Annotated in this window: 21 protein-coding genes; 15 read left to right on the forward strand and 6 right to left on the reverse strand. The window is 49.2% G+C overall.

The genetic code is table 11. The annotated features are described in order from the left end of the window. Positions 1-46 precede the first annotated feature (46 nt). Complete coding sequence (locus tag ACAN54_RS01925) at positions 47-1,795, forward strand: ABC transporter ATP-binding protein (RefSeq protein ID WP_379151715.1); 1,749 nt, start codon at positions 47-49, stop codon at positions 1,793-1,795. Between the two features lie 103 nt (positions 1,796-1,898). On the opposite strand, the gene ACAN54_RS01930 is transcribed toward ACAN54_RS01925, so the two are convergent. Further along, a complete protein-coding gene (locus tag ACAN54_RS01930) occupies positions 1,899-2,342 on the reverse strand; it encodes a DUF441 domain-containing protein (protein WP_379151718.1) in 444 nt (147 codons plus the stop codon). An 80-nt stretch (positions 2,343-2,422) separates the two neighbouring features. After that, positions 2,423-3,409: a YpdA family putative bacillithiol disulfide reductase gene (locus ACAN54_RS01935; RefSeq protein ID WP_379151721.1), complete on the reverse strand. Its 987-nt coding sequence runs from the start codon at positions 3,407-3,409 to the stop codon at positions 2,423-2,425. A gap of 193 nt (positions 3,410-3,602) precedes the next feature. Between ACAN54_RS01935 and ACAN54_RS01940 the strand changes: the two genes are divergently transcribed. The 4 genes from ACAN54_RS01940 to rsgA all read left to right on the forward strand — a co-directional run bounded on the left by ACAN54_RS01940 (position 3,603) and on the right by rsgA (position 7,147). Then, positions 3,603-4,199 (forward strand): DUF2087 domain-containing protein, encoded by a 597-nt coding sequence (locus tag ACAN54_RS01940; RefSeq protein ID WP_379151724.1) that lies wholly within the window; start codon positions 3,603-3,605, stop codon positions 4,197-4,199. A gap of 121 nt (positions 4,200-4,320) precedes the next feature. Then, positions 4,321-4,776 carry a DUF3939 domain-containing protein gene (locus tag ACAN54_RS01945; protein ID WP_379151729.1) on the forward strand — a complete coding sequence of 152 codons (456 nt, stop codon included), beginning with the start codon at positions 4,321-4,323 and terminating at the stop codon, positions 4,774-4,776. 144 nt (positions 4,777-4,920) lie between these two features. After that, positions 4,921-5,592: an HAD family hydrolase gene (locus ACAN54_RS01950; RefSeq protein ID WP_379151732.1), complete on the forward strand. Its 672-nt coding sequence runs from the start codon at positions 4,921-4,923 to the stop codon at positions 5,590-5,592. Between the two features lie 463 nt (positions 5,593-6,055). Continuing rightward, positions 6,056-7,147 (forward strand): ribosome small subunit-dependent GTPase A, encoded by a 1,092-nt coding sequence (gene rsgA, locus ACAN54_RS01955; RefSeq protein ID WP_379151735.1) that lies wholly within the window; start codon positions 6,056-6,058, stop codon positions 7,145-7,147. A 164-nt stretch (positions 7,148-7,311) separates the two neighbouring features. On the opposite strand, the gene ACAN54_RS01960 is transcribed toward rsgA, so the two are convergent. Beyond that, entirely contained in the window at positions 7,312-7,938 is a 627-nt protein-coding gene (locus ACAN54_RS01960) for an FMN-dependent NADH-azoreductase (RefSeq protein ID WP_379151738.1), read from the reverse strand. 328 nt (positions 7,939-8,266) lie between these two features. Here ACAN54_RS01960 and ACAN54_RS01965 point away from each other — a divergent pair, with 328 nt between their 5' ends. Next, a complete protein-coding gene (locus ACAN54_RS01965; protein WP_379151741.1) occupies positions 8,267-8,407 on the forward strand; it encodes a hypothetical protein in 141 nt (46 codons plus the stop codon). A 143-nt stretch (positions 8,408-8,550) separates the two neighbouring features. On the opposite strand, the gene ACAN54_RS01970 is transcribed toward ACAN54_RS01965, so the two are convergent. Then, entirely contained in the window at positions 8,551-8,790 is a 240-nt protein-coding gene (locus ACAN54_RS01970; RefSeq protein WP_036687997.1) for a hypothetical protein, read from the reverse strand. 290 nt (positions 8,791-9,080) lie between these two features. Here ACAN54_RS01970 and ACAN54_RS01975 point away from each other — a divergent pair, with 290 nt between their 5' ends. Then, complete coding sequence (locus tag ACAN54_RS01975) at positions 9,081-9,593, forward strand: hypothetical protein (protein ID WP_379151745.1); 513 nt, start codon at positions 9,081-9,083, stop codon at positions 9,591-9,593. Here the strand turns inward: ACAN54_RS01975 and ACAN54_RS01980 are convergent. Then, complete coding sequence (locus tag ACAN54_RS01980) at positions 9,583-11,316, reverse strand: alpha-amylase family glycosyl hydrolase (protein WP_379151748.1); 1,734 nt, start codon at positions 11,314-11,316, stop codon at positions 9,583-9,585. The two genes, ACAN54_RS01975 and ACAN54_RS01980, sit on opposite strands and share 11 nt — an antisense overlap. A gap of 375 nt (positions 11,317-11,691) precedes the next feature. Between ACAN54_RS01980 and ACAN54_RS01985 the strand changes: the two genes are divergently transcribed. The 7 genes from ACAN54_RS01985 to ACAN54_RS02015 all read left to right on the forward strand — a co-directional run bounded on the left by ACAN54_RS01985 (position 11,692) and on the right by ACAN54_RS02015 (position 19,383). Continuing rightward, positions 11,692-12,699 carry an ABC transporter substrate-binding protein gene (locus ACAN54_RS01985; protein WP_379151751.1) on the forward strand — a complete coding sequence of 336 codons (1,008 nt, stop codon included), beginning with the start codon at positions 11,692-11,694 and terminating at the stop codon, positions 12,697-12,699. 208 nt (positions 12,700-12,907) lie between these two features. Beyond that, positions 12,908-13,687 (forward strand): ABC transporter ATP-binding protein, encoded by a 780-nt coding sequence (locus tag ACAN54_RS01990; protein ID WP_379151755.1) that lies wholly within the window; start codon positions 12,908-12,910, stop codon positions 13,685-13,687. Further along, the gene (locus tag ACAN54_RS01995; protein ID WP_379151758.1) at positions 13,684-14,520 is read left to right on the forward strand and encodes an ABC transporter permease; all 837 of its coding nucleotides are present in this window, start codon (positions 13,684-13,686) and stop codon (positions 14,518-14,520) included. The genes ACAN54_RS01990 and ACAN54_RS01995 overlap by 4 nt, the downstream gene beginning before the upstream one ends. 162 nt (positions 14,521-14,682) lie before the next feature. After that, positions 14,683-15,660, forward strand: a complete 978-nt coding sequence (locus ACAN54_RS02000) for an aromatic acid exporter family protein (protein WP_379151760.1) — start codon at positions 14,683-14,685, stop codon at positions 15,658-15,660. Positions 15,661-15,907: 247 nt separating this feature from the next. After that, a complete protein-coding gene (locus tag ACAN54_RS02005; protein ID WP_379151764.1) occupies positions 15,908-16,939 on the forward strand; it encodes an HD-GYP domain-containing protein in 1,032 nt (343 codons plus the stop codon). 268 nt (positions 16,940-17,207) lie between these two features. Continuing rightward, positions 17,208-17,765: an outer spore coat protein CotE gene (locus tag ACAN54_RS02010; RefSeq protein ID WP_379151767.1), complete on the forward strand. Its 558-nt coding sequence runs from the start codon at positions 17,208-17,210 to the stop codon at positions 17,763-17,765. A 148-nt stretch (positions 17,766-17,913) separates the two neighbouring features. Continuing rightward, positions 17,914-19,383: a putative amidoligase domain-containing protein gene (locus ACAN54_RS02015; RefSeq protein WP_379151771.1), complete on the forward strand. Its 1,470-nt coding sequence runs from the start codon at positions 17,914-17,916 to the stop codon at positions 19,381-19,383. A gap of 41 nt (positions 19,384-19,424) precedes the next feature. On the opposite strand, the gene ACAN54_RS02020 is transcribed toward ACAN54_RS02015, so the two are convergent. After that, complete coding sequence (locus tag ACAN54_RS02020) at positions 19,425-20,222, reverse strand: GNAT family N-acetyltransferase (protein WP_379151774.1); 798 nt, start codon at positions 20,220-20,222, stop codon at positions 19,425-19,427. 329 nt (positions 20,223-20,551) lie between these two features. Between ACAN54_RS02020 and mutS the strand changes: the two genes are divergently transcribed. Further along, entirely contained in the window at positions 20,552-23,389 is a 2,838-nt protein-coding gene (gene mutS, locus ACAN54_RS02025; RefSeq protein ID WP_379151777.1) for a DNA mismatch repair protein MutS, read from the forward strand. Positions 23,390-23,407: the final 18 nt, after the last annotated feature.

Consider the following 23,407-nt stretch of genomic DNA (forward strand, 5'->3'; position numbering starts at 1 on the left):
CAACAGTGCCCAATCAACACGGTAAAGAGAAAGGACGTTAGTTCCTGTGAAGCAATGGAAATCTTATTATACATTTGTACGGCCCTACATGAAATGGATCGTCCTTACCCTGTTCATCGGGATGATCAAGTTCAGTATTCCGCTTACCTTGCCGCTCATCCTGAAATATGTAGTTGATGACCTGCTGAACAATCCTGTACTTTCTGTCGCGGAGCGGGTATCCAAGCTAATGACAGTGCTCGGAGGCTCACTTGTGCTATTCATTATTATAAGGGGGCCAGTGGAGTATTACCGCCAGTATTTTGCCCAACTGATTACCAGCAGAGTGTTATTTGATATGCGCAATAGACTCTATGGTCATCTGCAGCGTCTCTCTCTTCGCTATTATCAGAATACTAAGGTCGGCGAAGCGATCTCTAGATTCATCAATGACGTCGAGCAGAGTAAGAACCTTGTTGAAGTGGGTATGATGAATGTCTGGCTGGATATGTTCACGCTGGTGTTCGCCCTTGCTTTTATGTTTTATCTGAATCCGGTGCTGGCACTCGTGTCGATTGCGATACTGCCACTGTATGGCATCGCGGTGAATACACTTTACAAGCGGCTCAAGCTCCTGACCAAGGATCGTTCCCAGGCGCTTGCAGCGATACAAGGATATTTGCATGAACGGATTCAGGGGATTGCAATCATCCGCAGCTTCACCATGGAGCGGGTGGACAAGAAGCAGTTCGAAGATATCAACGGCAAATTTTTGGAAAAAGCGATGGCCCAGACGCGCTGGAATGCTGTGACCTTCGCTATTATCAATACCCTGACGGATATCGCACCGCTATTAGTTATCGGTTACGGGGGGTATCAGGTCATTCACGGGAATTTGTCACTCGGGACCTTCGTGGCATTCTTCGGCTATCTGGACCGGATGTATGCCCCGTTGCGGCGTCTGATCAACTCCTCAACCGTGCTTACCCAAGCATCTGCATCGCTGGAGCGGGTGATGGAACTTCTGGATGAGCCGTATGATATTGTCGACGAACCAGGGGCCAAGCCGCTTGTGGCGCCGTCTGGAGCCATAGAGTTCCGAAAGGTATGGTTCAAATACAACGATGAGCATGACTGGGTATTGAAAAATATCGAACTTCGCATCGATCCTGGGCAGACAGTGGCTTTTGTCGGCATGAGCGGGGGAGGGAAATCCTCATTAATCAGCCTCATCCCGCGTTTCTATGATATAACGGAAGGCAGCCTGTGCATGGACGGACAGGATGTCAGGGGTCTGACGCAGGAGAGCTTGCGGCGGACTGTCGGTATGGTGCTGCAGGACAACTTCCTCTTTAGCGGGTCAGTACGGGATAACATCCTCTTCGGTAATCCGCTGGCAGGGGAGCAGGAGATTGTCGCGGCTGCTCAGGCTGCCAATGCTCATGATTTCATTATGCAGCTGCCGGAAGGGTATGACACGGAGGTGGGAGAACGTGGAGTGAAGCTGTCCGGTGGACAGAAGCAGCGCGTCGCCATCGCACGTGTATTCCTAAAAGATCCCAAGGTGCTGATTCTTGACGAGGCCACCTCGGCGCTCGATTTGGAATCCGAGCATCTGATCCAGCAGGCGCTGCAATCACTGGCTTCGGAGCGTACCACATTAATTGTAGCTCACAGACTGTCTACAATTACCCACGCAGATCAGATTGTCGTACTCGAGAATGGGGAAATTACGGAACGCGGGACCCATGAGCGACTTATGGCGCTCGATGGAAGTTATGCCCGGCTGTTCAATGTGCAGCGGCTGGATGCTTGAGGAATTAGACAAGCTGGAACAGGGTTTAGCGATAACGAGTAACTAAAAAGACTGCAGGCGCTTTTAAGCGAACCTGCAGTCTTTCTTTATTTCCGTAGCCGCGTTAACCTCTTCCGATCAGCAGCGACAAAATCCCGGCAGCGATCAGAGGCCCCACGGGAACGCCTTTGAATAAAGCTACCCCAAGTACAGTGCCGATTAAGAGGCCAGCAACAATCATAGGCTGACTGCCCATCAGCAGAGCGCCCCGGCCGCCAAGGTAGGCTACCAGCATACCGACACCGATCGCTGCAAGTGACTTCCAGTGCAGAAAGGAGTGCCAAATGGTGTCCAGTGAGATTTTACCGCTGGCCAGCGGAGTCATTACACCGATCGTCAGGATGATAATCCCGACTGTGAGACCGTACTTTTCAAGCCAGGGAAAAGTCTGTTGCAGTCCAAGCACCCGCAGCAGCAACAAAACAACCATGGCGATCGTGATCGGTGAATTTTTACTGATAATGCCCAGTGCAGCAAAACCGAGCAATAGTAAAGAGGTAATATCCATAGCAGGCACACTCCTTTTTTCTAATATGCCCAATGTATTAATCATTTGGATCGGATTATGCATATTGGATGTGTCGGAATTTATTCGGCCAAACGTTTGGCGACGATATGATCCGCGATCAGTTGTCCGTGCCCGCGCCCGGTTTCGATAAATACCTCATTGGCATTCCGTCCGGAAGCTATGACTCCTGCGACATAGAGTCCGGGTACATTACTCTCCATGGTAGAAGGATTAAAGGCCGGTTTATCCTGGGTGTCATCCATTCTTACTCCAGCGGATGAGAGTAACGTTCTGCTGGGTCTAAATCCGGTTAAGGCGAGCACAAAATCATTATCCAGTTCGGTCACTTTACCGCTGTGGCTAGTGATGAATACGGACCCCGGTGTAATTTCAGTTACCCGTGACTCGGTATGGACAACAATCTTCTCTTTCAGAACCATACTTTCGAAAATAGGGCGAACCCATGGCTTGATATTCTCAGAGATACTGGCTCCCCGGTACACCATATCCACCTCGGCCCCAACGCGGACCAGCTCCAGTGCAGCATCAACAGCAGAATTGCTGCCTCCGATTACAGTTACCTTCATCCCTGTATAGGGATGGGCTTCGCCAAAATAATGGGTGACCTTGGGAAGCTCCTCTCCAGGAATTCCAATCAGGTTCGGTTGATCGAAATACCCTGTTGAGATTACGACATTGGCAGCATTACGGGTTAGCGTTTCTCCACGCTTATTACGGGTATGTACTGCGAAGGTCCCGTCGTCTAAAGGCTGAACAGACAAGGCTTCCTCGTAAGCGGCTATATCCAGTCCATGTTGTTCAGCGGCACGGCGGTAGTAGACCAAGGCTTCGTGACGGAAGGGTTTGTCATTGGGTGAGGTAAAAGGCACATTCCCGATTTCCAGCAGCGCGGTTGTGCTGAAAAATTGCATATTGGTCGGATAGAGATAGATGGAGTGGACAATAAAATTCTTTTCGATGATCAGGCTGGACAATCCATGGCGCTGACATTCAATAGCCGCGGATAACCCGCAAGGACCTGCCCCGATAATGATGACATCTTTCATTAAGCTTCAAACCTCCCGGAGAATTACTTGCTTATACCATAAATCGTACCCTATATTATATATTTTCGCCATTCATCCCGCAAAATCAGTTGTTTACTCTTGCTCCATTCCATAGAAAAGCATATAATTAGATATATATCTAAATTAATTGCATTCAGCAGTTGCTGATCATATGCACAGGAGAGTGGCCCCATTGCAGCTTGATAAAATTGTGAATTACCACAAAGCCTTATCAGACCCTACACGTTTACGGATTCTTCTGCTGCTGTCCAAGGGGGAGGTTCACGGGCAGGCCTTGGCAGAGAAGCTGAATCTGTCACAGCCTACGGTTACACATCATGCCGCCAAACTACGGGAAGCAGCGCTCATAAATGAGCGGAGAGACAAGAACACCGTTTATTTCATGCTGAATCCTGAATTCATTCAGGCCGGTTCGGAGGCATCGTTGAAGTTTATTTTTGCAAAAGGGGTGGAAGATATGGAGAAAGAGTCACCTGATGTTAATCTGAAGGATTCGGTGCTGCGGAATTTCTTCGCCAAAGACGGACGTTTGCGGCAGATCCCTGCCCAGTACAAAAAGAAATTGATCGCTCTGCAGTATATCGTCGAAAAATTGGAACCTGGTGTTGTCTATACGGAGAAAGAGATCAACGAGTTCATTAAACCCTTTCATGAAGATTACGCAACCATCCGACGCGAGTTCGTTATGCATCAATTCATGTACCGGCAGAATGATCACTATGAGCTAAACCCGCCAGAGTTATGGACGCATTGGGAAAATGTCAAATAATGATCTAAAGATTGGGGAATTTCTGTGACGAAAGTCAGGCAAGCTGATTAAATGTCTGAATAACGAATAAAATGGAATTGTAAGCGTTATCTGACATATACTTCGAAAGGAGACTTTCAGTATGATTTTCAAGCGCGCCAAAAAGAATACATCCACTGTCCCTATCACTGTTACCTTGCCGCAGATCAAACAGGCTGTAAGGCAATTTGAAGAAGATATGCCCGCTCCTATTAACCGTACGGCTTTGCTGTTAAAGGATAAAAGCATTGACCTAAGCCGGCTCAGACGTTATTTAGGCGGTGTACCCGAGCAAAAGTTCTATATGTCCCGGGAGACCTTTGAGATTTTTGAGGAAGCTGACAAGCTTGTGCCTTACTATCTGGATCTGGTCCAAGCGGCTGTAGATAATTATATTAACGATACCGGAAAACTCCCGCTGGTTGAGGATGCCTGGCTGCCAGAGGTGCATTACCGGCTGCTTGCCAGTGAACGGTATCTAAAAGAAACTCCGCCTTTTCCTTTATATATTACCGAAGAGGAATTGATGCTTACACATCGGCCGGAGCATTTTGAATAACAGGATAGTAGTCCGTAGACTGTTCAGATGAAGGAGTGTAAGATCTCTTTTACCAGAATGGTCTTTTCTTGCCGAGTTTCCCCATAGTACAATGGATTTCTGAAGGGTTACGGAATGAAATTCAAGACATAAGGGGAACTTGGAATGAGAGAAGTACAAGCTTTGCTGTTTGATCTGGACAATACACTAATGGATCGCGATCGTACTTTCCGCAGCTTCAGCCGCAAGTTCGTGCAGGATTTGCTGGCTCATTTGGAGCCGGAAGAAGCGGGGCGGGTCGTGGAGGATATTATTGTCAGAGATGCGGACGGATACCGGGACAAAGATGGTTTTTTCGCCGAGCTCAGCCGTGTTCTGCCTTGGGAGAAAGTTGTAACGGCTGCGGAGATACGTGACTATTATGACGAGACCTATATTACTCACGGAGCGCCTATGAAGCATGCTGTAGAGATTCTGGAATATTGCCGGGAGCAAGGGTATGTTATGGGGCTGGTTACAAACGGCAAAAAGGATATCCAGTATGGCAAAATCGATTTGCTTCAGATACGCGGTTACTTCGAGCAGATTGTTATTTCCGGAGAGGTTGGGATCAGCAAGCCTGATCCGGGTATCTACCGGCTCGCACTTGAGCGGCTGGGCACAACCGCAGATGAAACCTTGTTTATCGGCGATCATCCGGTGAATGATATTTGGGGAGCAGCCAAAGCAGGTATGGAAACTATATGGCTTAAGCGAAATCATCCGTGGGATGAACAACTGGATGCCCATCCCTGGAAGACCATTCATGAGCTGGATGAACTGAAGTCTATTTTATAGCCGCATAAGATTACGGGGTTGACAAAATAATGCAGCGCCGTATATCATTACACCATATTAGTTCGGAAGGAGACGATGTTATATGACAGTTTATACGGTTACTTCGTTATCGGTTAATACTGCTCAGGATACGTGTCTTCCGGGAACAGAGGCTGCAGAGTAAGGATTGCAGCTTCGCAGGCCAACTCTATGATGCCTTATAGAGCCGCCGGGAACCGTATCGGTTCCGGCGGCTTTTTTGCGTGTGTATGTGCAGGGATTGATATTACTGCAACTACCGCGTGCGGAAATTCCTGGTCTGTCCTGTTATAGGGAAGAGACCGTTATTTTTCGCATGTGAAAAGACGCCGCCGGAATGTGGATTCCGGCGGCTTTTTGTGTAAGGGGAAGTACGTAAACAGAGCAGAAAATGTCAGACAGAATGCATAAATGAATTCCATTACAAAAAATTCAGGAGGCCATAATGATAATAGAACAATACGGCTGGAACGAGAACTGGCAAAGCAAGTGGGATGAAAAGGTATTAGAATATGGAGGAAAAGAGTACGTGCCGGGAAGAATTGTCGGCGATTTCGGCAGCAAGTACAGGGTAATGGCGGAAACCGGAGAGACCTGGAGCGAGCTTTCAGGGAAACTCAGACATTCGCTGTCTGACTCCGGGGAATATCCGGCGATCGGCGACTGGGTAGTTCTGGCGATGCAGGATGGCGGAGAGCATGCCGTGCTACATGGGGTTCTGCCGCGTCAAAGTGTCATCTCCCGGAAAGTGGCAGGTAATACCCTGGACGAACAGATTGTAGCATCCAACGTAGACACGCTGTTCCTTGTCAGCGCACTAAATGATGATTTTAATGTCCGGCGCATGGAGAGGTATCTGATCATGGCCTGGAACAGTGGTGCTAATCCGGTCATTTTGTTGACCAAAGCCGATCTCTGCCTGGATGCGGAGAGTAAAATTGCCGAGATGGAACAGGCGGCGCCCGGTGTAGCTATACATGCGGTTAGTGCGTTACTTGGAGACGGGCGAGAAGAGCTGCTGCCCTATATCAGTTTCGGGAAGACAGTTGCTCTTACCGGCTCCTCCGGCTGCGGCAAATCGACGATGGTCAACTGGCTCAGCGGCCGTAACCTACAGCTTACTCAGGACGTGCGCGAAGGGGACAGCAGGGGACGGCATACAACTACTCATCGGGAAATGTTCGTCCTGCCGGATGGGGGAATCATTGTGGATACTCCCGGGATGCGTGAGCTGCAGCTATGGGAGGATGAAGGTGGTCTTGATCTCGCCTTCGGTGATATCAGCAGACTGGCTGCCGAATGCCGCTTTAGTGATTGCAGGCATGAATATGAAGAAGGCTGCGCGGTACTAGAGGCTATGGCAAACGGGGAGCTGAATGAGAAACGGCTCATGAATTACCGCAAAACACAGCGTGAACTGCAGTATCAGAGCAGCAAAGAGGTGAAGCAAAAGCGAAAAACTGCTGCAGCTGCAACGAAGGCTGGAGGTTCCCGTACCCGGAGTTCAGACTGGCGCCGCGAGCTGGACGAATATTGAGAGGAATATCTGGAATGTCCGATTAGAACACAAGGGACCCATACAGCCGTTGAACGGCTGTATGGGTCCCTTGATTACTGTCCGGCGAAGATGGCTTATGATACTCCGCCTAACTATATATAAATAAAAGTCCGGATGATGTAAAAGGGGAGATGTCTCTCAACTTAGAATGATGCAGCTGCAGTTTTAGCCAATTGCAGGCCGTCTGCAATGATTTGTGCAGATTGCTGCGGGTTCTGGTTGTGTCCTTCGATGATAACCTGAGTAGTTTCCTTGAAGCCCCAGAAGTTCAGCATACCAGCTACATAATTCACAGCCATTTCAGCAGTAGCAGCTGGACCTTCAGAATAAACACCGCCTCTGGCATTCAGAATGACTGCCTTTTTGTCAGTCACAAGTCCAACGGGACCTTCTGCAGTGTATTTAAAGGTTGTACCAGCCTGGCTCAAGTAATCAATGTAAGTATGCAGTACAGCAGGAACGGTCAAGTTCCACAGCGGGAAAGCAAAGACTACTTTATCTGCAGCCATGAATTGATCAAGATATTTTTTTACTACAGCAGCGCCTGCAGCTTCTTCGGGAGTAGCTTCGTAGCCCTGGGCAGCTTTGTACATCCCTGTAATCAAGGTATTATCATAGTATGGAAGTTGTTCAGCGAACAAATCCAGCTCGGTAATTGAATCGTTAGGATGAGTTTCCTTGTAGCTTGCCAGAAACGCGTTATACAGTTGAACACTTACTGCTTGGTCTGCAGGACGGTTGTTTGCTTTGATAAAAAGTACATTTGACATTATGATTTCTCCTTAAATATCGTTTATTTATTAACTAACGTTAATATAGCATTTAATTATTTGTTTGTAAATATCCGTCGATTAAAATTTTTTTTGTTCGACATTAAGACTCTATTCTTTGCATCGCTACCATATCTCCAGGCCGTTTGAATCGTTTGGGCTATCTAGACTCAATATATAGTAATTGCGTCATTCGCTTGGTTTTTTTGCGTTTTGGAGGACAGGTTTAAGGAAACAGAGACCCGGTTATATAGGTGTTACAGGGTGCAGGAAATGATTTCCTCTCTGCTATAGCTGTAAAGGAATCCAAACCAAAGGAGCGATTGACATGTCCATTGACCGTTTTATTATAAAAAAACTGGACAGCTGTCACGAAGAGCATACCCGGCGCAACCTAGTGAAGCTGTTCAAGCTGCGGATTCAGAAAGCTGAAAAACAAGAGAAGACATCCATTCACCGGATCAGTTAGCTTCATGTCTCCCATGAAAAATTGTGCCCGATATATATATAGCAGAGCGAATTCCTTGGATAGGAATTCGCTCTTTTTCTATGCTTTTTTTCCAGTGTCCTTATGTATAGGCGGGTATTCCGTAAACAAAAAAAATCCCTCTATTAATAGAGGGACAAGGCCAATGAATCATTTTCACTGTAACTGTGCAATATAGCTTCAGAACCTTTAATTTCGATACTAATCAGAGAATTCAAACATTTCTGCAGGGCGCTTTTGCCCTTTTGAATTTTGAGTTCAAGCGTGCTGTTAAGCAGTCGAAGTACTTTTTGAGTGGGTTGTTTGTTTTCTGTAGTGAAGTATACAGGTACAAGCTTGTTCTGAAATGTGATGAGCATTCTCATTGAAATCACCTCGCTACAAGTATTTCATGATATTGACTATACCCTTGCTTTCTTAATTTTACCTTAAAATTAGCTTATGATAACATAAAGATTACAAGTTTTATAGCTGAAGCCTTATCCGGGAAGGATACATTGATGTGAATATCCATGATAGGTTACATTTAGCGCATTTTCTGTTCCCTGAAACATCTTGTAATGCGAGAGTACGGGAGGTGCTGCAAAAGGGGGCTTTAGCGGACCGTATATGCCGTCTGGAGTTTCGTGAAGGGGAATATGTACAGGATTTATGCTTGCTGGCCAACAAAGATGAAACACTGATACTCTATCTAAAAGATCCCGATGCTTTCAGCTGTGAACTCAAAACACCGGAAGAGATTAAGCGCGCTTGTTATTATCTGATGAACTGCTTTCAGCAGACAGAGGATTTGGATACGAAAATGCCTGCTCTGATGATATCAAAACACAAGTATGAGAAGCTTCAAAAGAATGCGGATACGTTCACATTATACTTTTTATCTGAACGACTGGCTGCCGAAACGGGTGATGTAGAACAAGCCTCCTTGCTGGCTAAGGCAATGAAACATTCTAACGCTGCTGCTGAGCTGAGGTTATGTAAACGTACCAAATGCAACTGGACTTTTGAGCGGGCCTCCTATCTGGAGGATGCTGCCGGCGGTTGGCTGATCCGGATCAGTTCCAGAAGCTCGGAAGACTGGATGAATGCTGCCCCGCTCACAAGACCACAGCTTTGCTCTATATTACATAAGTGGTTAGTCTGTCCATCTCCATTGTCTACTCCATAATGACAGTTGTATAAGGTGGAACTGTGAGGATCCCCTGATTCAAGCGGGCTGTGCCAGGAATTACTTGTATAATTTTATTATAAGTGTGTTCGCCGGTTCCCGGACGGATAGGAATAGATACTGCTTCACCAGTCAGGTTATGGGCAACCAAGACTTGCTGTGCAGAAGTGATCCGCTCGAAAGACATTACGCCCGCTTGACCAGAAGGATAGTCACGAATGTCCCCATTCCGCAGCGCTGGCAGTTCACCTCGAACTGAAATAAGCTGACGATATCGTTCCAGCAGGGAATCACTGCTATTCAGTTGACTTTCAACATTGACATCTGACCCGGCATCGTTATTGCTATCAAGCTCCCATGTAGTCTGTCCACCGGATGGTTGGCCTGCTGTCCAGCGCATGGGTTCGCGGATCCCCTCGTCTGGTTTGACACCAAGCATTCCAATTTCCTCACCATAGTAAATAAAAGGGTTTCCGGGCAGGGTCAACAGCATGGACGCGGCCATTTTGGCATGCTGGGGCTGGTCCTGCAGTTGACTCATTACTCTGTTCTGATCATGGTTGGTCAGAAAGATAGCGTCTGTAAAAGCACCTTCAGAAAGTTGGGAATACAGCTTATAGGTCCGTTCAAGTGTAAAAGCAATGCCGCTGTCTTTCTCTGTTGCGGCAGAGTTCACCAGGGCTTCGGCCAATCCGAAATTGAACCCGGAATCGAAAGCATGATCCAGATAAGCTCCGACGGAAACAGCAGAATTCTCCCAAACTTCACCCACGATATAAGCCTTAGGATTAACCTCATTCATGGACTGACGGAACTCTTGCCACCAGGCTACGTTTTTTGCTGTTGTGGCTGCACTTTTATCGGATAGCAGATCCTCGTAGATGTGTTTCGCGGCATCCAGACGGAAACCGTCGATCCCAAGCTTTAGCCAATACTTTCCGATACTCTCCATCTCAGTCCGAACCTGCGGATTATCGAAATTCAGATCCGGCATCCCATCCCAGAATGTGCCCATGTAATGGCTGCCTAAAAGTTCATGCCACGGATTACCGCTCCCCGCTGCACTTGTTCCGCTTATAGGCCGGTGTTGATCTTCTGCCCATATGTACCAGTTACGGTATTTTCCATCCGGATTTTTAGCCGAGTCTACGAACCATGGATGCTCTTTGGAAGTATGATTGACCACCAGATCCATGATGACCTTGATTCCACGCTTATGCGCTTCAGTGATTAGAGTCTGCATATCTTCTATAGTTCCATAATCAGGGTTAATGCTGCGGTAATCAGTGACATCATAGCCGTGGTAGCTGGGTGAGGGGTTTACAGGCATCAGCCAGATGCCCCCTATTCCCAGATCGTCCTTGGTTGAAGGATCACCATCATTGAGGTAGTCGAGCTTCTCCGTAATACCCTTCAGATCACCAATCCCGTCACCATCCGAGTCATAGAACGAACGGACAAAAATTTCATAAAAAACCGTGGACGGCTGTTCATCAACCGCTACGGATGAGGAGATAGATGAATGGGATGGAGAATGCGATGCAGCAGATTCAGAGCCGATAGAAGCTGACGGTCCGGTGACAGCTGTACTCGTGGGGGAGGTGATGTTGGCTTCAGAGGCGTTGCCTCCTGAACATCCTGCAAGCAGAACAGCAGAGAGCCCGGCAAGGGCAACGGCAGACAGAAAATGCTTCCTATGGGTTGTTTTGAATAAATGAGTCATTAATGATTCCCCTTCCAAACGGATTACTAATCCAAGTATGTATTTTGGTAAGCGCTTTACAAATATAATAGTAGATAAAATGTTTTTGGTAAAACGTTTGCACAATGTGTGAACGATTAAATAACCACTAATAATACGGAATATCAGGCTATAGATCGTAATATCTACGGTTATCTCGGTATTCTTTCATTTTTCTGAGCTTATTAACAGATTTTGCTGAGAAAATGAAAAGACTACATCAAAACCACTATGAAGAACAGTCAAATAACGCTTGATTAGAGTGCAAACGATATACTTCATGTCAGTTAACCATTCTTTAGGCAGATGCATATGCTTAATCAAGGGCGAAGACCCTGAAAGAAAGGGGAATGAAGGATGAATATCAGGAAACAAATTTCATTGTCGCTCATGATCATCCCGCTATGTTTTTCTCTGCTCGCCGGGTGTGAACGAGACTCGGCTGAGGTGAAAGTTAAAGTCGGTGAAGTTACCCGTTCGGTTTTTTATGCGCCTGAATATGTGGCATTGTCGCAGAATTTCTTTAAAGACGAAGGACTGGCGGTTGAACTGCAGACCATTCCAGGCGGAGATAAAACGATGACAGCTTTGCTATCGGGGGCGATTGATGTGGCGCTCGTAGGATCTGAAACCTCAATCTATGTTTATCAGCAAGGAGCGGATGATCCTGTCATCAATTTTGCACAGCTTACACAGAGGGACGGCACATTCCTGTTCGCACGTAAAGCGGATTCGGATTTCCAATGGGACAAATTGAAGGGGAGTACATTTCTGGGCCAGAGAAAAGGCGGGATGCCGCAAATGGCAGGTGCATTTACCCTGCTGCAGAAGGGGATCGATTCGGGAAAGGACCTCACACTGATCCAAAATATTGATTTTGCCAATATTGCGGGTGCTTTTGCCTCAGGAACGGGGGATTATGTGCAGCTTTTTGAACCAACGGCTTCCATATTTGAGCGTGAGAAGCGCGGAGAGGTCGTTGCTTCTTTTGGAATGGAGAGCGGATATCTGCCCTATACGGTTTTTATGTCCAAACAAAGCTATATCAGCAAAAACGGCGATACCGTGCAAAAATATACAAATGCCATCCAGCGGGCACAGCTTTGGGTGAAGGCGCACAGCCCTGAGGAAATTGCTGATGCGATTATGCCTTACTTTGAAAAAACTGACAGGGATATTGTGATTTCTGCGGTCAAGCGCTACAAGGAACAGGATACGTATGCCGTAAATCCGGTCATCGACGATAAAGAATGGAATAATCTGCTGGATGTTATGGAGTATGCCGGAGAATTGAAGGAACGTGTTCCTGTAACCAAGATCGTCAATAACCATTTTGCTGAAAAAGCCGAAGCTAGTGTGAAGTAATTGAGCAAGCGGATGCTTACAAAACTTAAGCATGAGATCACAGAAGCAGATGCTTACAAAACTAAAGCTAATGCTTACGAAGCGAGTTTTGTACGAAGCGGATCACAGAAGCAGATGCTTACAAAACTAAAGTTAATGCTTACGAAGCGAGTTTTGTACGAAGGAGATCACAGAAGCAGATGCTTACAAAACTTTTAGGAGGGGTGATATGCTTCCCATTGTGCAGTTAAAGGAAGTGACGCATGCCTATTTGGGGGATCGTGAGGCGTCGCTTGCCATCGAAAATTTCAGTCTGAACGTGGAAGCAGGCGAGTTCGTCAGTCTGGTCGGACCCAGCGGCTGCGGCAAAACCACGCTCCTGTCGATCATCGCCGGACTGCTGCAGCCCTCGCGGGGAGCTGTATCTGTGAACGGACATGCGGTTAGCGGCCCTTCACCTGAGGTGGGGTATATGCTGCAGCAGGATTATCTTTTTCCGTGGCGGACTATTCTGGATAATGCCTTGTTGGGACTGGAGCTCACCGGAAGTTTGAACGAGCAATCCAGGAAGAAAACGATAGAATTGCTTGCTGAAATGGGCCTTGCCGGCAAAGAGCATACGTATCCGGTTCAGCTCTCAGGAGGGATGCGCCAGCGGGTGGCGCTGGTACGGACGCTTACTACAGACCCTGGGCTGCTGCTGCTGGATGAGCCCTTCTCTGCGCTGGATTATCAGATCAAGCTGCAGCTTGAGGATCTGGTCTCAGAAACTCTGCGCAGCCGCGGAACTACTGCTATTCTGGTTACTCATGATCTGTCTGAGGCGATTGCAGTCAGCAGCCGGGTGATCCTCCTGCAGCCGAATCCCGGCAAAATCCGCAAGATTTTTATTGTACCCGAAGCGATCAGGCGTACACCTCCTCTATATGCGCGGGACTTGCCGGGGTTTGCAGAGCTTTTTCATGAAGTGTGGAAGGAAATGGAACTTGCGGGGAGGGAAGGTCTATGAAATCGGTTGAACAAATAGAATTAGCTGCCTCCCGTCAGTTGTGGCTTGAAGAGAGTCATGCCCAATATCAAAAGAAAAAACGGCGATGGCGCGCCCGTGTAATAGGAGTCCGTGGAAGTCTGCTTGTCCTGTTCTTTGTGCTCTGGGAGGCTGGCGCCAGACTGGGCTGGCTGGATGAGCTGTTGTTCAGCTACCCCACCAAGGTCTTCCGGCAAATTTGGAGTGATATGATCAGTGGAAGTCTGTGGCCACATCTGGGTATGACCGTTGGTGAAACGGTGGTAGGCTTCGTACTTGGGACACTATTAGGCACTCTTCTTGCCATAATCATCTGGTGGTCGCCCTTTTTATCGGCAGTACTTGATCCATACATGGTCGTCTTTAACAGTATGCCTAAAGTGGCGCTGGGGCCGATATTTATCGTGATGTTCGGAGCGGGCTTTACGGCGATTGTGGTAACAACGTTGTCTATCACTGTAATTATTACAACACTTGTGGTGTACAACAGCTTTTGCAGCGTGGATCCGAATCTGGTGAAGGTGGCAAAGTCGTTTGGAGCCTCACGGGTGCAGGTGTTCAATAAGGTGATTCTGCCGGCTTCCTTCCCCACGGTTGTATCTACATTGAAAGTGAATGTTGGCATGTCCTGGGTGGGTGTGATTGTTGGCGAGTTTTTGGCGGCCAAATCCGGCCTTGGATATCTGATTATTTACGGATTTCAGGTGTTCAATTTCACGCTCGTGATGTCCAGTCTGCTGATTATTGCCGCTGTGGCTACAGCCATGTATCAGCTGGTAGTATATGTAGAGAAGCTGCTTTTGTCGAGACGATGAAAAACATGTCATATTGTGCAGCTCCGCAAAATCTTGTACCATGTCTATATCTTTACCTGAACATGATTGCCAACCTGTTAAGCTGGCGTGACCGGGTTATGCTTCTCATGAAGCCAGCCAGGAGCCGCCTGACTTACAAAGACCGCAAGGAGAGGTATTTACATGGGATTTCGAGTTATCAAAACAGCGGCTGCGACACTGCTGTCGATCCTGCTGGCAGCCGCTGTGGGCATCCCGAACGCGCAGAGTGCGGGTCTGCTGGCGATTCTGGGTGTGGAAACCACCCGCAAAAGGAGCCTCCGTACGATTACTGCGCGGTTTCTTGCCTCATTGGTCGGACTTTTCTTCGGCTGTATTTTATTTTATTTACTTGGGTTTCATTACTGGGTGCTAGGGATGTATGTCCTGGTAGGGTTCCCGATGATTGTAAAATCCGGTTATAAGGAGGGGATCGTTACCAGTTCCGTTATTGTGTTCCGTGTTTTTGGACAAGCTGAGCTGTCGGTACATGTTCTGCTACAACAGATCGAGCTCCTGTTTGTCGGCCTGGGCTCTGCCGGATTGATTAATTTGATCTATATGCCTCAGACCGGCAGTGTCATTGCTGCCATTCGTAAAGAGGTAGATAGTTATTTTTCGGTCATTTTTACACAGATGGCCCGAACCCTCCGTGACCCGGGATATCTATGGGACGGTAAGGAACTGATTGGAGCAAATGAAGCAGTGCAGCGGGGACTGACAGCGGCCTCCAGAGAAATGGAGAATCATGTGATTCATCCGGATGAAGCCTGGAATGTCTATTTTTATATGCGCAAGGAACAGCTTGAATCCATTCAGAACATGATGCAGCTACTCTCTCAAGTCTACCGTCAGCTGCCACACGGGGATATGGTTGCAGACCTGTTCGATCAACTCAGCAATGATGTGCTGGCTGAAGAATATACGGGCCGGACAGAAAAACTGCTGGCACTGCTGGAACAGGAATTTCAAAAAATGGATCTGCCTGAAACGCGGGATGAATTCGAGGTCCGTTCAGCGATTTTGCAATTATGCCGTGAGCTCTCCCTGTATCTGAATATTGCCAAAAGGTATAAGATGCCGGTCGATATCAAACCGGTGAAACGGCCTGTATCTAGCTAAATGAAACTAGGTAAGCCGTAGACAAATGATGTTACCGTCCTCTGAAGGGAAATTTTAGGTATTCATATTTTGGTGGGAAATAACGATAAGAGATATAGGAGCAAAACAGCGGTTGCTTATTTAGTGCTGCATTCACCATGCTCTAAAGCCAGGATATCCTATAATATCAAGCTGAATGGAGCGGCACAGATTTCAAATTACGCAGCTTATTCACATCTTGTGAATTCTGCACTGGCAGGTGAGAAAGATGAACAACAGCAACGAACAATATATCGGCAAACAGCTTATAGACAATCTTTTTAATCACAACGGTGTGTTTGTATTGCCCGCTATGACATTACTGAGCTCAGAGCATATCCGTCTGATTACCCAGCATCGGATCATTCTTCAGCCGCATGATGTGCTCCAGCTGGACAGTGAGGCTTTCTATCAGCTGGCGGTGGATGACTGTACAGAAGCTATGGAGAATATTTTTGAGCAGTTCCGTTATACCAAAAGCAAGCGGCTGCCAATGCTGGAACTAAGAAATGAAGTCATTCCTTTTATCCAGCAGGTCAGTGAGAAAAATGATTTTTACGGGATATTGGCTGCGCTGCAGACTAAAGATGACTATACATACAGACATAATGTTGCCGTAGGTATTCTGTCAACGCTTCTTGGCAGGTGGCTTAAGCTCAGCCCGGAAGAGCTGGGGATGCTGACTATTGCCGCAACTCTTCATGATATCGGAAAAGTTATGATTCCAGCCGAAATCCTAACCAAACCCGGTCCCCTGAATGACGAGGAACTGGCCATCATGAAAAAACATACTACACTCGGCTATGAGATGATCAGGGATACAGTGGGGACGTCGCATATGCAGGCACTCGTTGCACTGCAGCACCACGAAAGAATGGACGGCAGCGGCTATCCGTTCGGGGTGATGGGACACCGGATTACGGATTTCAGCAAGATAGTAGCCGTCACGGATATTTTTCATGCAATGACTTCAGACCGGTATTACCGTTCTGCCGCACCCTTATATGAAGTGCTTACGCAGATGGAGGATAACTCTTTCGGCAAGCTCGATCCCTATATTTGCAGTGTGTTTATCAATAAACTTATGCAATCCATGATAGGCAACGACGTGTTGTTGACAGACGGGCAGATTGGTAAAATCATCATGATTCTGGCGCATGATCCGCTTCGCCCGCTAGTCAATATCGGTGAGGAATTCATTGATCTCAGCAAGCACAGAACCCTTGGTATTGTTCGAGTCCTACCACAATCAAATGGATGATAAAGACCCCCGCAGAGCACATGCGGGGGTTTTTATGCGGATCGGGACTATCTGGGAGTCTGCCTATTTAAGATGGGGTGATTCATTTCTTGGGCAGGATTTCGATTATGTACTCATATCTAAGCAAATTCATCAATAAAATGTAGCAAGACCCAGCCGGGCAGCAGCTTGGAGGGCTTACCCAAATTTATTTATACTCTAACAATCAACAAATGCCCAGAACGTGCATACACTTGATAGTGAATGATTGTATGGAGGAGGTTCAAAGATGTCATTAAGCCATAAACGTCAAACAAGGGAGATCATTACGAAGGCAATTTGCGGCAAAGGTCGTAAGTTCTCTACAGCAACCCATACCGTGACTCCGCCACACCATCCGACGAGTATTCTGGGGGCTTGGATTATCAACCACCAGTACGAAGCGGTTGCCGCCGGGAACGGAATCGAAGTAATTGGTACTTACGATGTGAACATCTGGTATTCGTATGACAAAAATAAGCAGACCGAGGTAGCCAAGGAAACGGTCTCTTATGTGGAGCTTATTCCACTGTCATACCTGGATCCCAGACACCGCGCTTCCACAGTCGAGGTATCTGCGGAGGCAACGCAGGAACCCAACTGTGTGGAAGCAGGTGTGTCTCCTGGAGGAGGAAGTGTGACGCTGCGTGTGGAGCGGGAGTTCGAAGCGGAACTGGTGGCTGAGACCAAGGTTCGCGTGTTTGTGACCGATCAGAGCGATGATCCGGAAGACAAGGATTATGACTTTGAGGGTGAAAGCTTCGATTATGATGATCTGGACCCTGACGCCCTGGATGATGAACTGTAAGGAAGAGGATCGCCGCTGCCCACTGAATATCGGTGGGTTATGATCCATTATATGTTGTGGGGGTGGCGGCGAGAGGGCGGATGCCCTCCTTTTTTATTTTTATTTATCTCCATGCATAGGCTTGAAGAATCCAAGAGGAGGCTGAGTGATGAATGAGGGCGTTCAGGTCTTCCTGCAATTATCTGCTGCCCAGCGGGAAGACAGGCTTCGGCGCATCGGACTGGAAGCTTTGCTTACGCAAAACGGCAGTGCAGGATCTGGCGAGAATACATACGAAAATGTACCGGGAGCAAAATTGTACAGACAGTTCTATAAGGTCCGTGTATTTAATCTGACGATTCTGGAAATTCTGCCTCTGGGGACAGGGGCAGCGATGAAGCCGGCTTCATTGCCGGGGTTAAAGGTTACCATGTCGACCAGGGGTATGGAGATGGACGGCCATGAGGAAGGACCGGCGCGTGTTGTCCTACCAAATGGAGAATGGTCCAGGGAGTTAACGGGGGAGAGCGGCGGTGCAGTAGCGGGGACAGCTTCCGGCAGATCATCTGTCAGTTCTGCCTCCTCCGGCCAGCGACGCGGTGCGGCGGGGAAGATAAGAGATACAGCGATAAAGACATTGTACAGTCTCGGGCTGGACAGTGGAGAGCTGCTGCTGGAAGCCATGGGCTGCCGTCACTATAGGGTTCTCAAGGTTATTCCGCTTCCGGCGGCCCCTGGCGGGGAACTGCCGGAGCCTTACCGCGCAGCATCGCTGGCACTGAGGCGCGCACTGGCTCTGGAGCAGCCCGGCCGTCCAGGGCTGCTGCTGGGCATGGACCCGGAGTTCCTCCTGCTCCGGGAATTCACGGGCCGCGTCGTGCCGGCGTCGCGGTACCTGCCCACGGACGGCGTCGCCGGCTGCGACGCCGGGCCTCCGGGAACGCGGGGCACGTTCCCGGTCGCTGAGCTGCGCCCTGCGCCGCGCGGGGAACCGCGCGCGCTGCTGGCGCAGCTGATGTCCGCCGCGCGTACGGCGGACCGGCTCATCGCCGACCGCTCGCTGCGCTGGCGGGCGGGAGGCATGCCGCTGACGGGCTGGGCCCTCGGCGGCCACCTGCACTTCAGCGGCGTGACGCTGTGCGCGCCGCTCCTGCGGGCGCTCGACAACTATCTCGCGCTGCCGCTGATGCTTCTGGAGGACACCCGTGCAGCGGCACGGCGTCCCAGATACGGGGGGCTCGGCGATTTCCGGCTTCAGCCGCATGGCGGCTTTGAATACCGGACCCTGCCGAGCTTCCTGGTGTCCCCGGTCATCGCGAAGGGAGCGGTCTTCCTGGCTCACCTGATCGTGAGCCGCTATGAAGACCTGAGACTGCGCCCGCTCGACCGGGAAGACCTGCACGCCGCCTACTACAGCGGCGACAAACCCCCGCTGCGCGCCGCGTTCCCGCCGCTTGCAGCTCAGCTTCGCGCTTTGCCTGGCTATGCGCAGGCCGCTCGTTATATTGAGCCGCTGTTCAGCTGCATTGCTGCAGAACAGACCTGGGATGAGTCACGCGATATCCGTGAGCTTTGGTCCGGCCAAAAAACACCTGTGAACGCTCCAGGAGGAATGTCCGCAGGTGCCTGTCTAAATTAATAATTCATTATCCTGAATCCAGAATCTGAACTAAGCTTTCATCACATATATAACATCGTCCAGAAGCCGATATCCTGAAAACCCAGTTTGTGATAGATCAGACCAGCCTGAGGATTGTCGTAGAACAGGCAAGGCGTGATGCCTTCTGCCTTTATGTCTGTGCATAAGCGGGCCACCACCTGACTGGCCAATCCTTGTCCCCTGTATGCAGGATGGGTGGCAACAGCAACAATCATTGCTGACATGGAGCTTTCCGCTGAAGTGGAGGCCGTAGCAATTACCTGGCCATTCTGTTCGATATAATAGGTCCGGCCGGTTCCGGTCTCCAGTGTTTTTCGCAGGCTTCTACGCGAATCGTCCGTATTGCTCATGAATTCCTCAATTTGATCCGTAAGCGAACAGACAGCTTCCACATCGTCAACGGTAGCCTTTTTAATAACATGTGATGTTACTGTGGATGTATGTACTATGCTGTTCAGCTTGCGTAGCTCGGCAAACCTCATTTGTTTCTCTATCCGGAAGTTCAAATGCCCGGCAACTGCCGTAACCACCTTCGCAGAACCGGAGACCATCTCGAATTTCTTGCTCTCCTTCATCAGCGCCGCAAATCCTGCCGCATCAAAAGGGCCGTCCGCATAAGGCAGGAAACTGCCAAAAAACCTCAGCAATACGGCAATTAATTTGCCATCAGCTTCAGTGAACTCACCCCAGAGTTCCATGAAATCCTGTTCAAACCCGAAATTCTCCACATCCCCGATAATGTACAAATTTATTGCGGGATCCTTGCTTAACAGCGACATCAGCGCCCCACGGTCGGCCTCTTCCAGTCTACGGATCATTCTGTTTTCCTCCCTTGATCATCCTTTGGCATCCTTAACCCCTTACAAAGCCGAGTTGAGGTTTTACCAGATGGTTCCCGTCCATTTTTAGGATATAAGCTTATCAATTATAGTGATTTTACTGCATCAGCTCTCAAAAGCATACCATTTCAAAGCCTTGCTGCCCAAGGTCTACATTATAATCTCAGCATATTATAGTCTGCGGTGCAGATTTGCATTTCGGTATGGGGAACAGAGGCCATGGGTGCGGCGAACACGTACAGGGTGACTTTGACAGGCAAGTTTCTGCTATAATGGAGAACAGTATGAAGCAGGTATGGAGGTTGACGATGGCAAATTATACGCCGATGATACAGCAGTATTTAAAAGTAAAGGAAGGGGCTAAGGATGCTTTCCTTTTCTTCCGTCTGGGCGATTTCTATGAAATGTTCTTTGAAGATGCCATACTGGCTTCCAAAGAGCTAGAGATTACGTTAACGGGCCGCGAGGGTGGGGGCGAAGATCGTATTCCTATGTGTGGAGTGCCATATCATGCCGCCGAGGGTTACATCCAGCGCCTGATTGAAAAAGGTTACAAGGTCGCCATCTGTGAGCAACTGGATGATCCGGCTGTAACCAAGGGGATGGTTCGGCGCGATATTGTCCGCGTGGTGACCCCGGGTACGGTGATGGACGGCAAGATCATCTCCGACAAAAATAACAATTACCTCGTCTGCGTGACTGAGGAGGACGGGATGATGGCGCTGGCGGCTTGTGATTTGACCACAGGTGAGCTATATGTGACTTCCGTGCTCGCAGGTGATGAATGGCTGCGTGATGAGATTGGTATCTATGAGCCGGCAGAGATTATCGGGGATGCAGCGCTGCTGGATATGCTGCGGAGCGAGGCCTCGCTGCTGGCCAAACCAGTAGTATATACACCTTGGGAGAAAAGAGAAGAAGGGCTGGCCCGCCGCCAGTTCGGCGAAGCCGCTTGGGTGCGTCTGGAGAAAGAGCGCGGACAGTGCCTAGCGCTGCTGATCTCTTATCTTAACGAAACTCAGCGGCGGTCTCTGGGCCAGCTGAGCCAGATTTCGCCTTACGAGCCGGGCAATTATATGATTCTCGATCCGTTTACCCGGCGCAATCTGGAACTGACTGAAACGGTACGTGAGCGTTCCAAAAAAGGCTCGCTGCTCTGGCTGCTCGACCGGACTGAAACTTCGATGGGTGGCCGTCTGCTACGCCGAAGAATAGATAAACCGCTTCTGCAGCGTGCCCCGATTGAACGCCGGCTAGAGGCTGTCGATTATTTGTACAACCAGTTCATCGTGCGCGAGGATCTGCGCGGAGCGCTGAAAGAGATCTATGATCTGGAACGATTGGTTGGCCGGATCGCCTTTGGCAGCGCCAACGGCCGGGATATGAATGCCCTGAAGCTGTCGCTCGAACAGATTCCGTCACTGAAGCAAATGTGCCTGGATTCCGGATCGGCAACTTTGCGTGAGATTGGCGCCTCTATGGATGAATGCGCAGAACTGCGCGAGGATATTGACAGGGCGATTGTTGAAGAAGCTCCAGTCTCGGTGCGTGATGGGGGAATTATCCGTGCCGGCTACCATGAACGTCTAGATGAATTGAAGGAAGCGAGCAGCAGCGGCAAACGCTGGATTGCAGAGCTGGAGGCCAAAGAACGCCAGGCCACGGGTATTAAATCCCTGAAGATCGGCTACAACAAAATCTTCGGATACTATATTGAAATTACCCGTTCCAATCTTTCTTCCTTGCCGGAAGGGCGCTATGAACGCAAGCAGACACTGGCTAACGCCGAGCGTTTCGTTACACCGGAACTGAAAGAGAAAGAGGCATTAATTCTGGAAGCCCAGGACAAGATGACGGATCTGGAATACAGCTTATTCATAGAACTGCGTGACCGGATTAGCGCGCAAATTCCCCGTCTCCAGGCTCTTGCCGAAAAGGTGGCCGAAATCGATGTCTACCAGTGCCTGGCCGCAGTCAGTGCCGAGCACCGTTTTGTGAAGCCGAAGCTATCGGATGGATATGATCTGCGGCTGGAAGGCGGACGACATCCGGTGGTGGAGGCAGTGCTGAAGGATGCGGCTTTTATTGCTAACGGCAGCACACTCAGCAAGGATGAAGGCAATATCCTGCTGATCACCGGCCCGAACATGGCAGGCAAAAGCACCTATATGCGCCAGGTTGCCCTGATTTGCATCCTCGCCCAGATTGGCTGTTTTGTGCCCGCTGGCAGCGCTGAGGTGCCGCTTATTGACCGCATCTTTACGCGGATCGGAGCAGCGGATGACCTGATTGGCGGCCAGAGTACCTTTATGGTGGAGATGGCTGATATTCAGGTGATGACAGAAAAGGCAACAGCACGCAGCCTGATCATCATCGACGAGCTGGGCCGGGGCACTTCGACCAGTGAAGGTATGGCCATTGCCCAGGCCGTTATCGAATATGTTCATGATACCATTGCCTGCAAGGCCTTGGTCTCGACGCATTTTCATGAGCTTGCCCATCTGGAGCAGAGCCTCGCCGGGCTCCGCAACTACTCCATGGCAGTACAGGAAAGCGGCGATAAAGTGAATTTCCTGCGCAAGCTCGTGCCGGGGGCGGCGGACAGCAGCTACGGGATTTATTGTGCACGGTTGGCAGGACTCCCGGAAGGTATTATAGACCGCGCCTATGGTCTACTTCAGAGCATTGAACAGGCTGCTCCTCCGGGAACTGTTTCGTTGAATTATGGCACGGGCTACATTGAACATACCGTGCAGGAAAATCAGGTCATGCCTTTGCAGCCGAATGCTGGAGGAGGTCCATCCATTGCTGGACAACCTTATTCCTCAGCGCATAGTGGTAGTGTTCATTTTGACGACAGCTCTATCGTGACTACGAATGCTGCGGCTCAGCTAGAAACGGCCGTCTCACTTGCTTCTTCTGCAGCGGAGGAGGACAATGAAGTTGTGCAGCTCTCTATTTTCGGTGAAGAAGAGCCTCGCAAGAATCGTAAAGGCAGTGCAGGAGCACCAGTAGTGAAAGAGAATCCGCTTCTTAGAGAGCTAATCACCGCTGTTCAGGGTGCTGACCTAATGAATATGACACCGCTGCAGGCGATGGGGTTGCTGAACGAGTTGAAGATCAAAGCTAAAGAGCTGACCCTTTAATTAGCCATACAGCTTCTT

Source organism: Paenibacillus diazotrophicus (assembly GCF_042610465.1).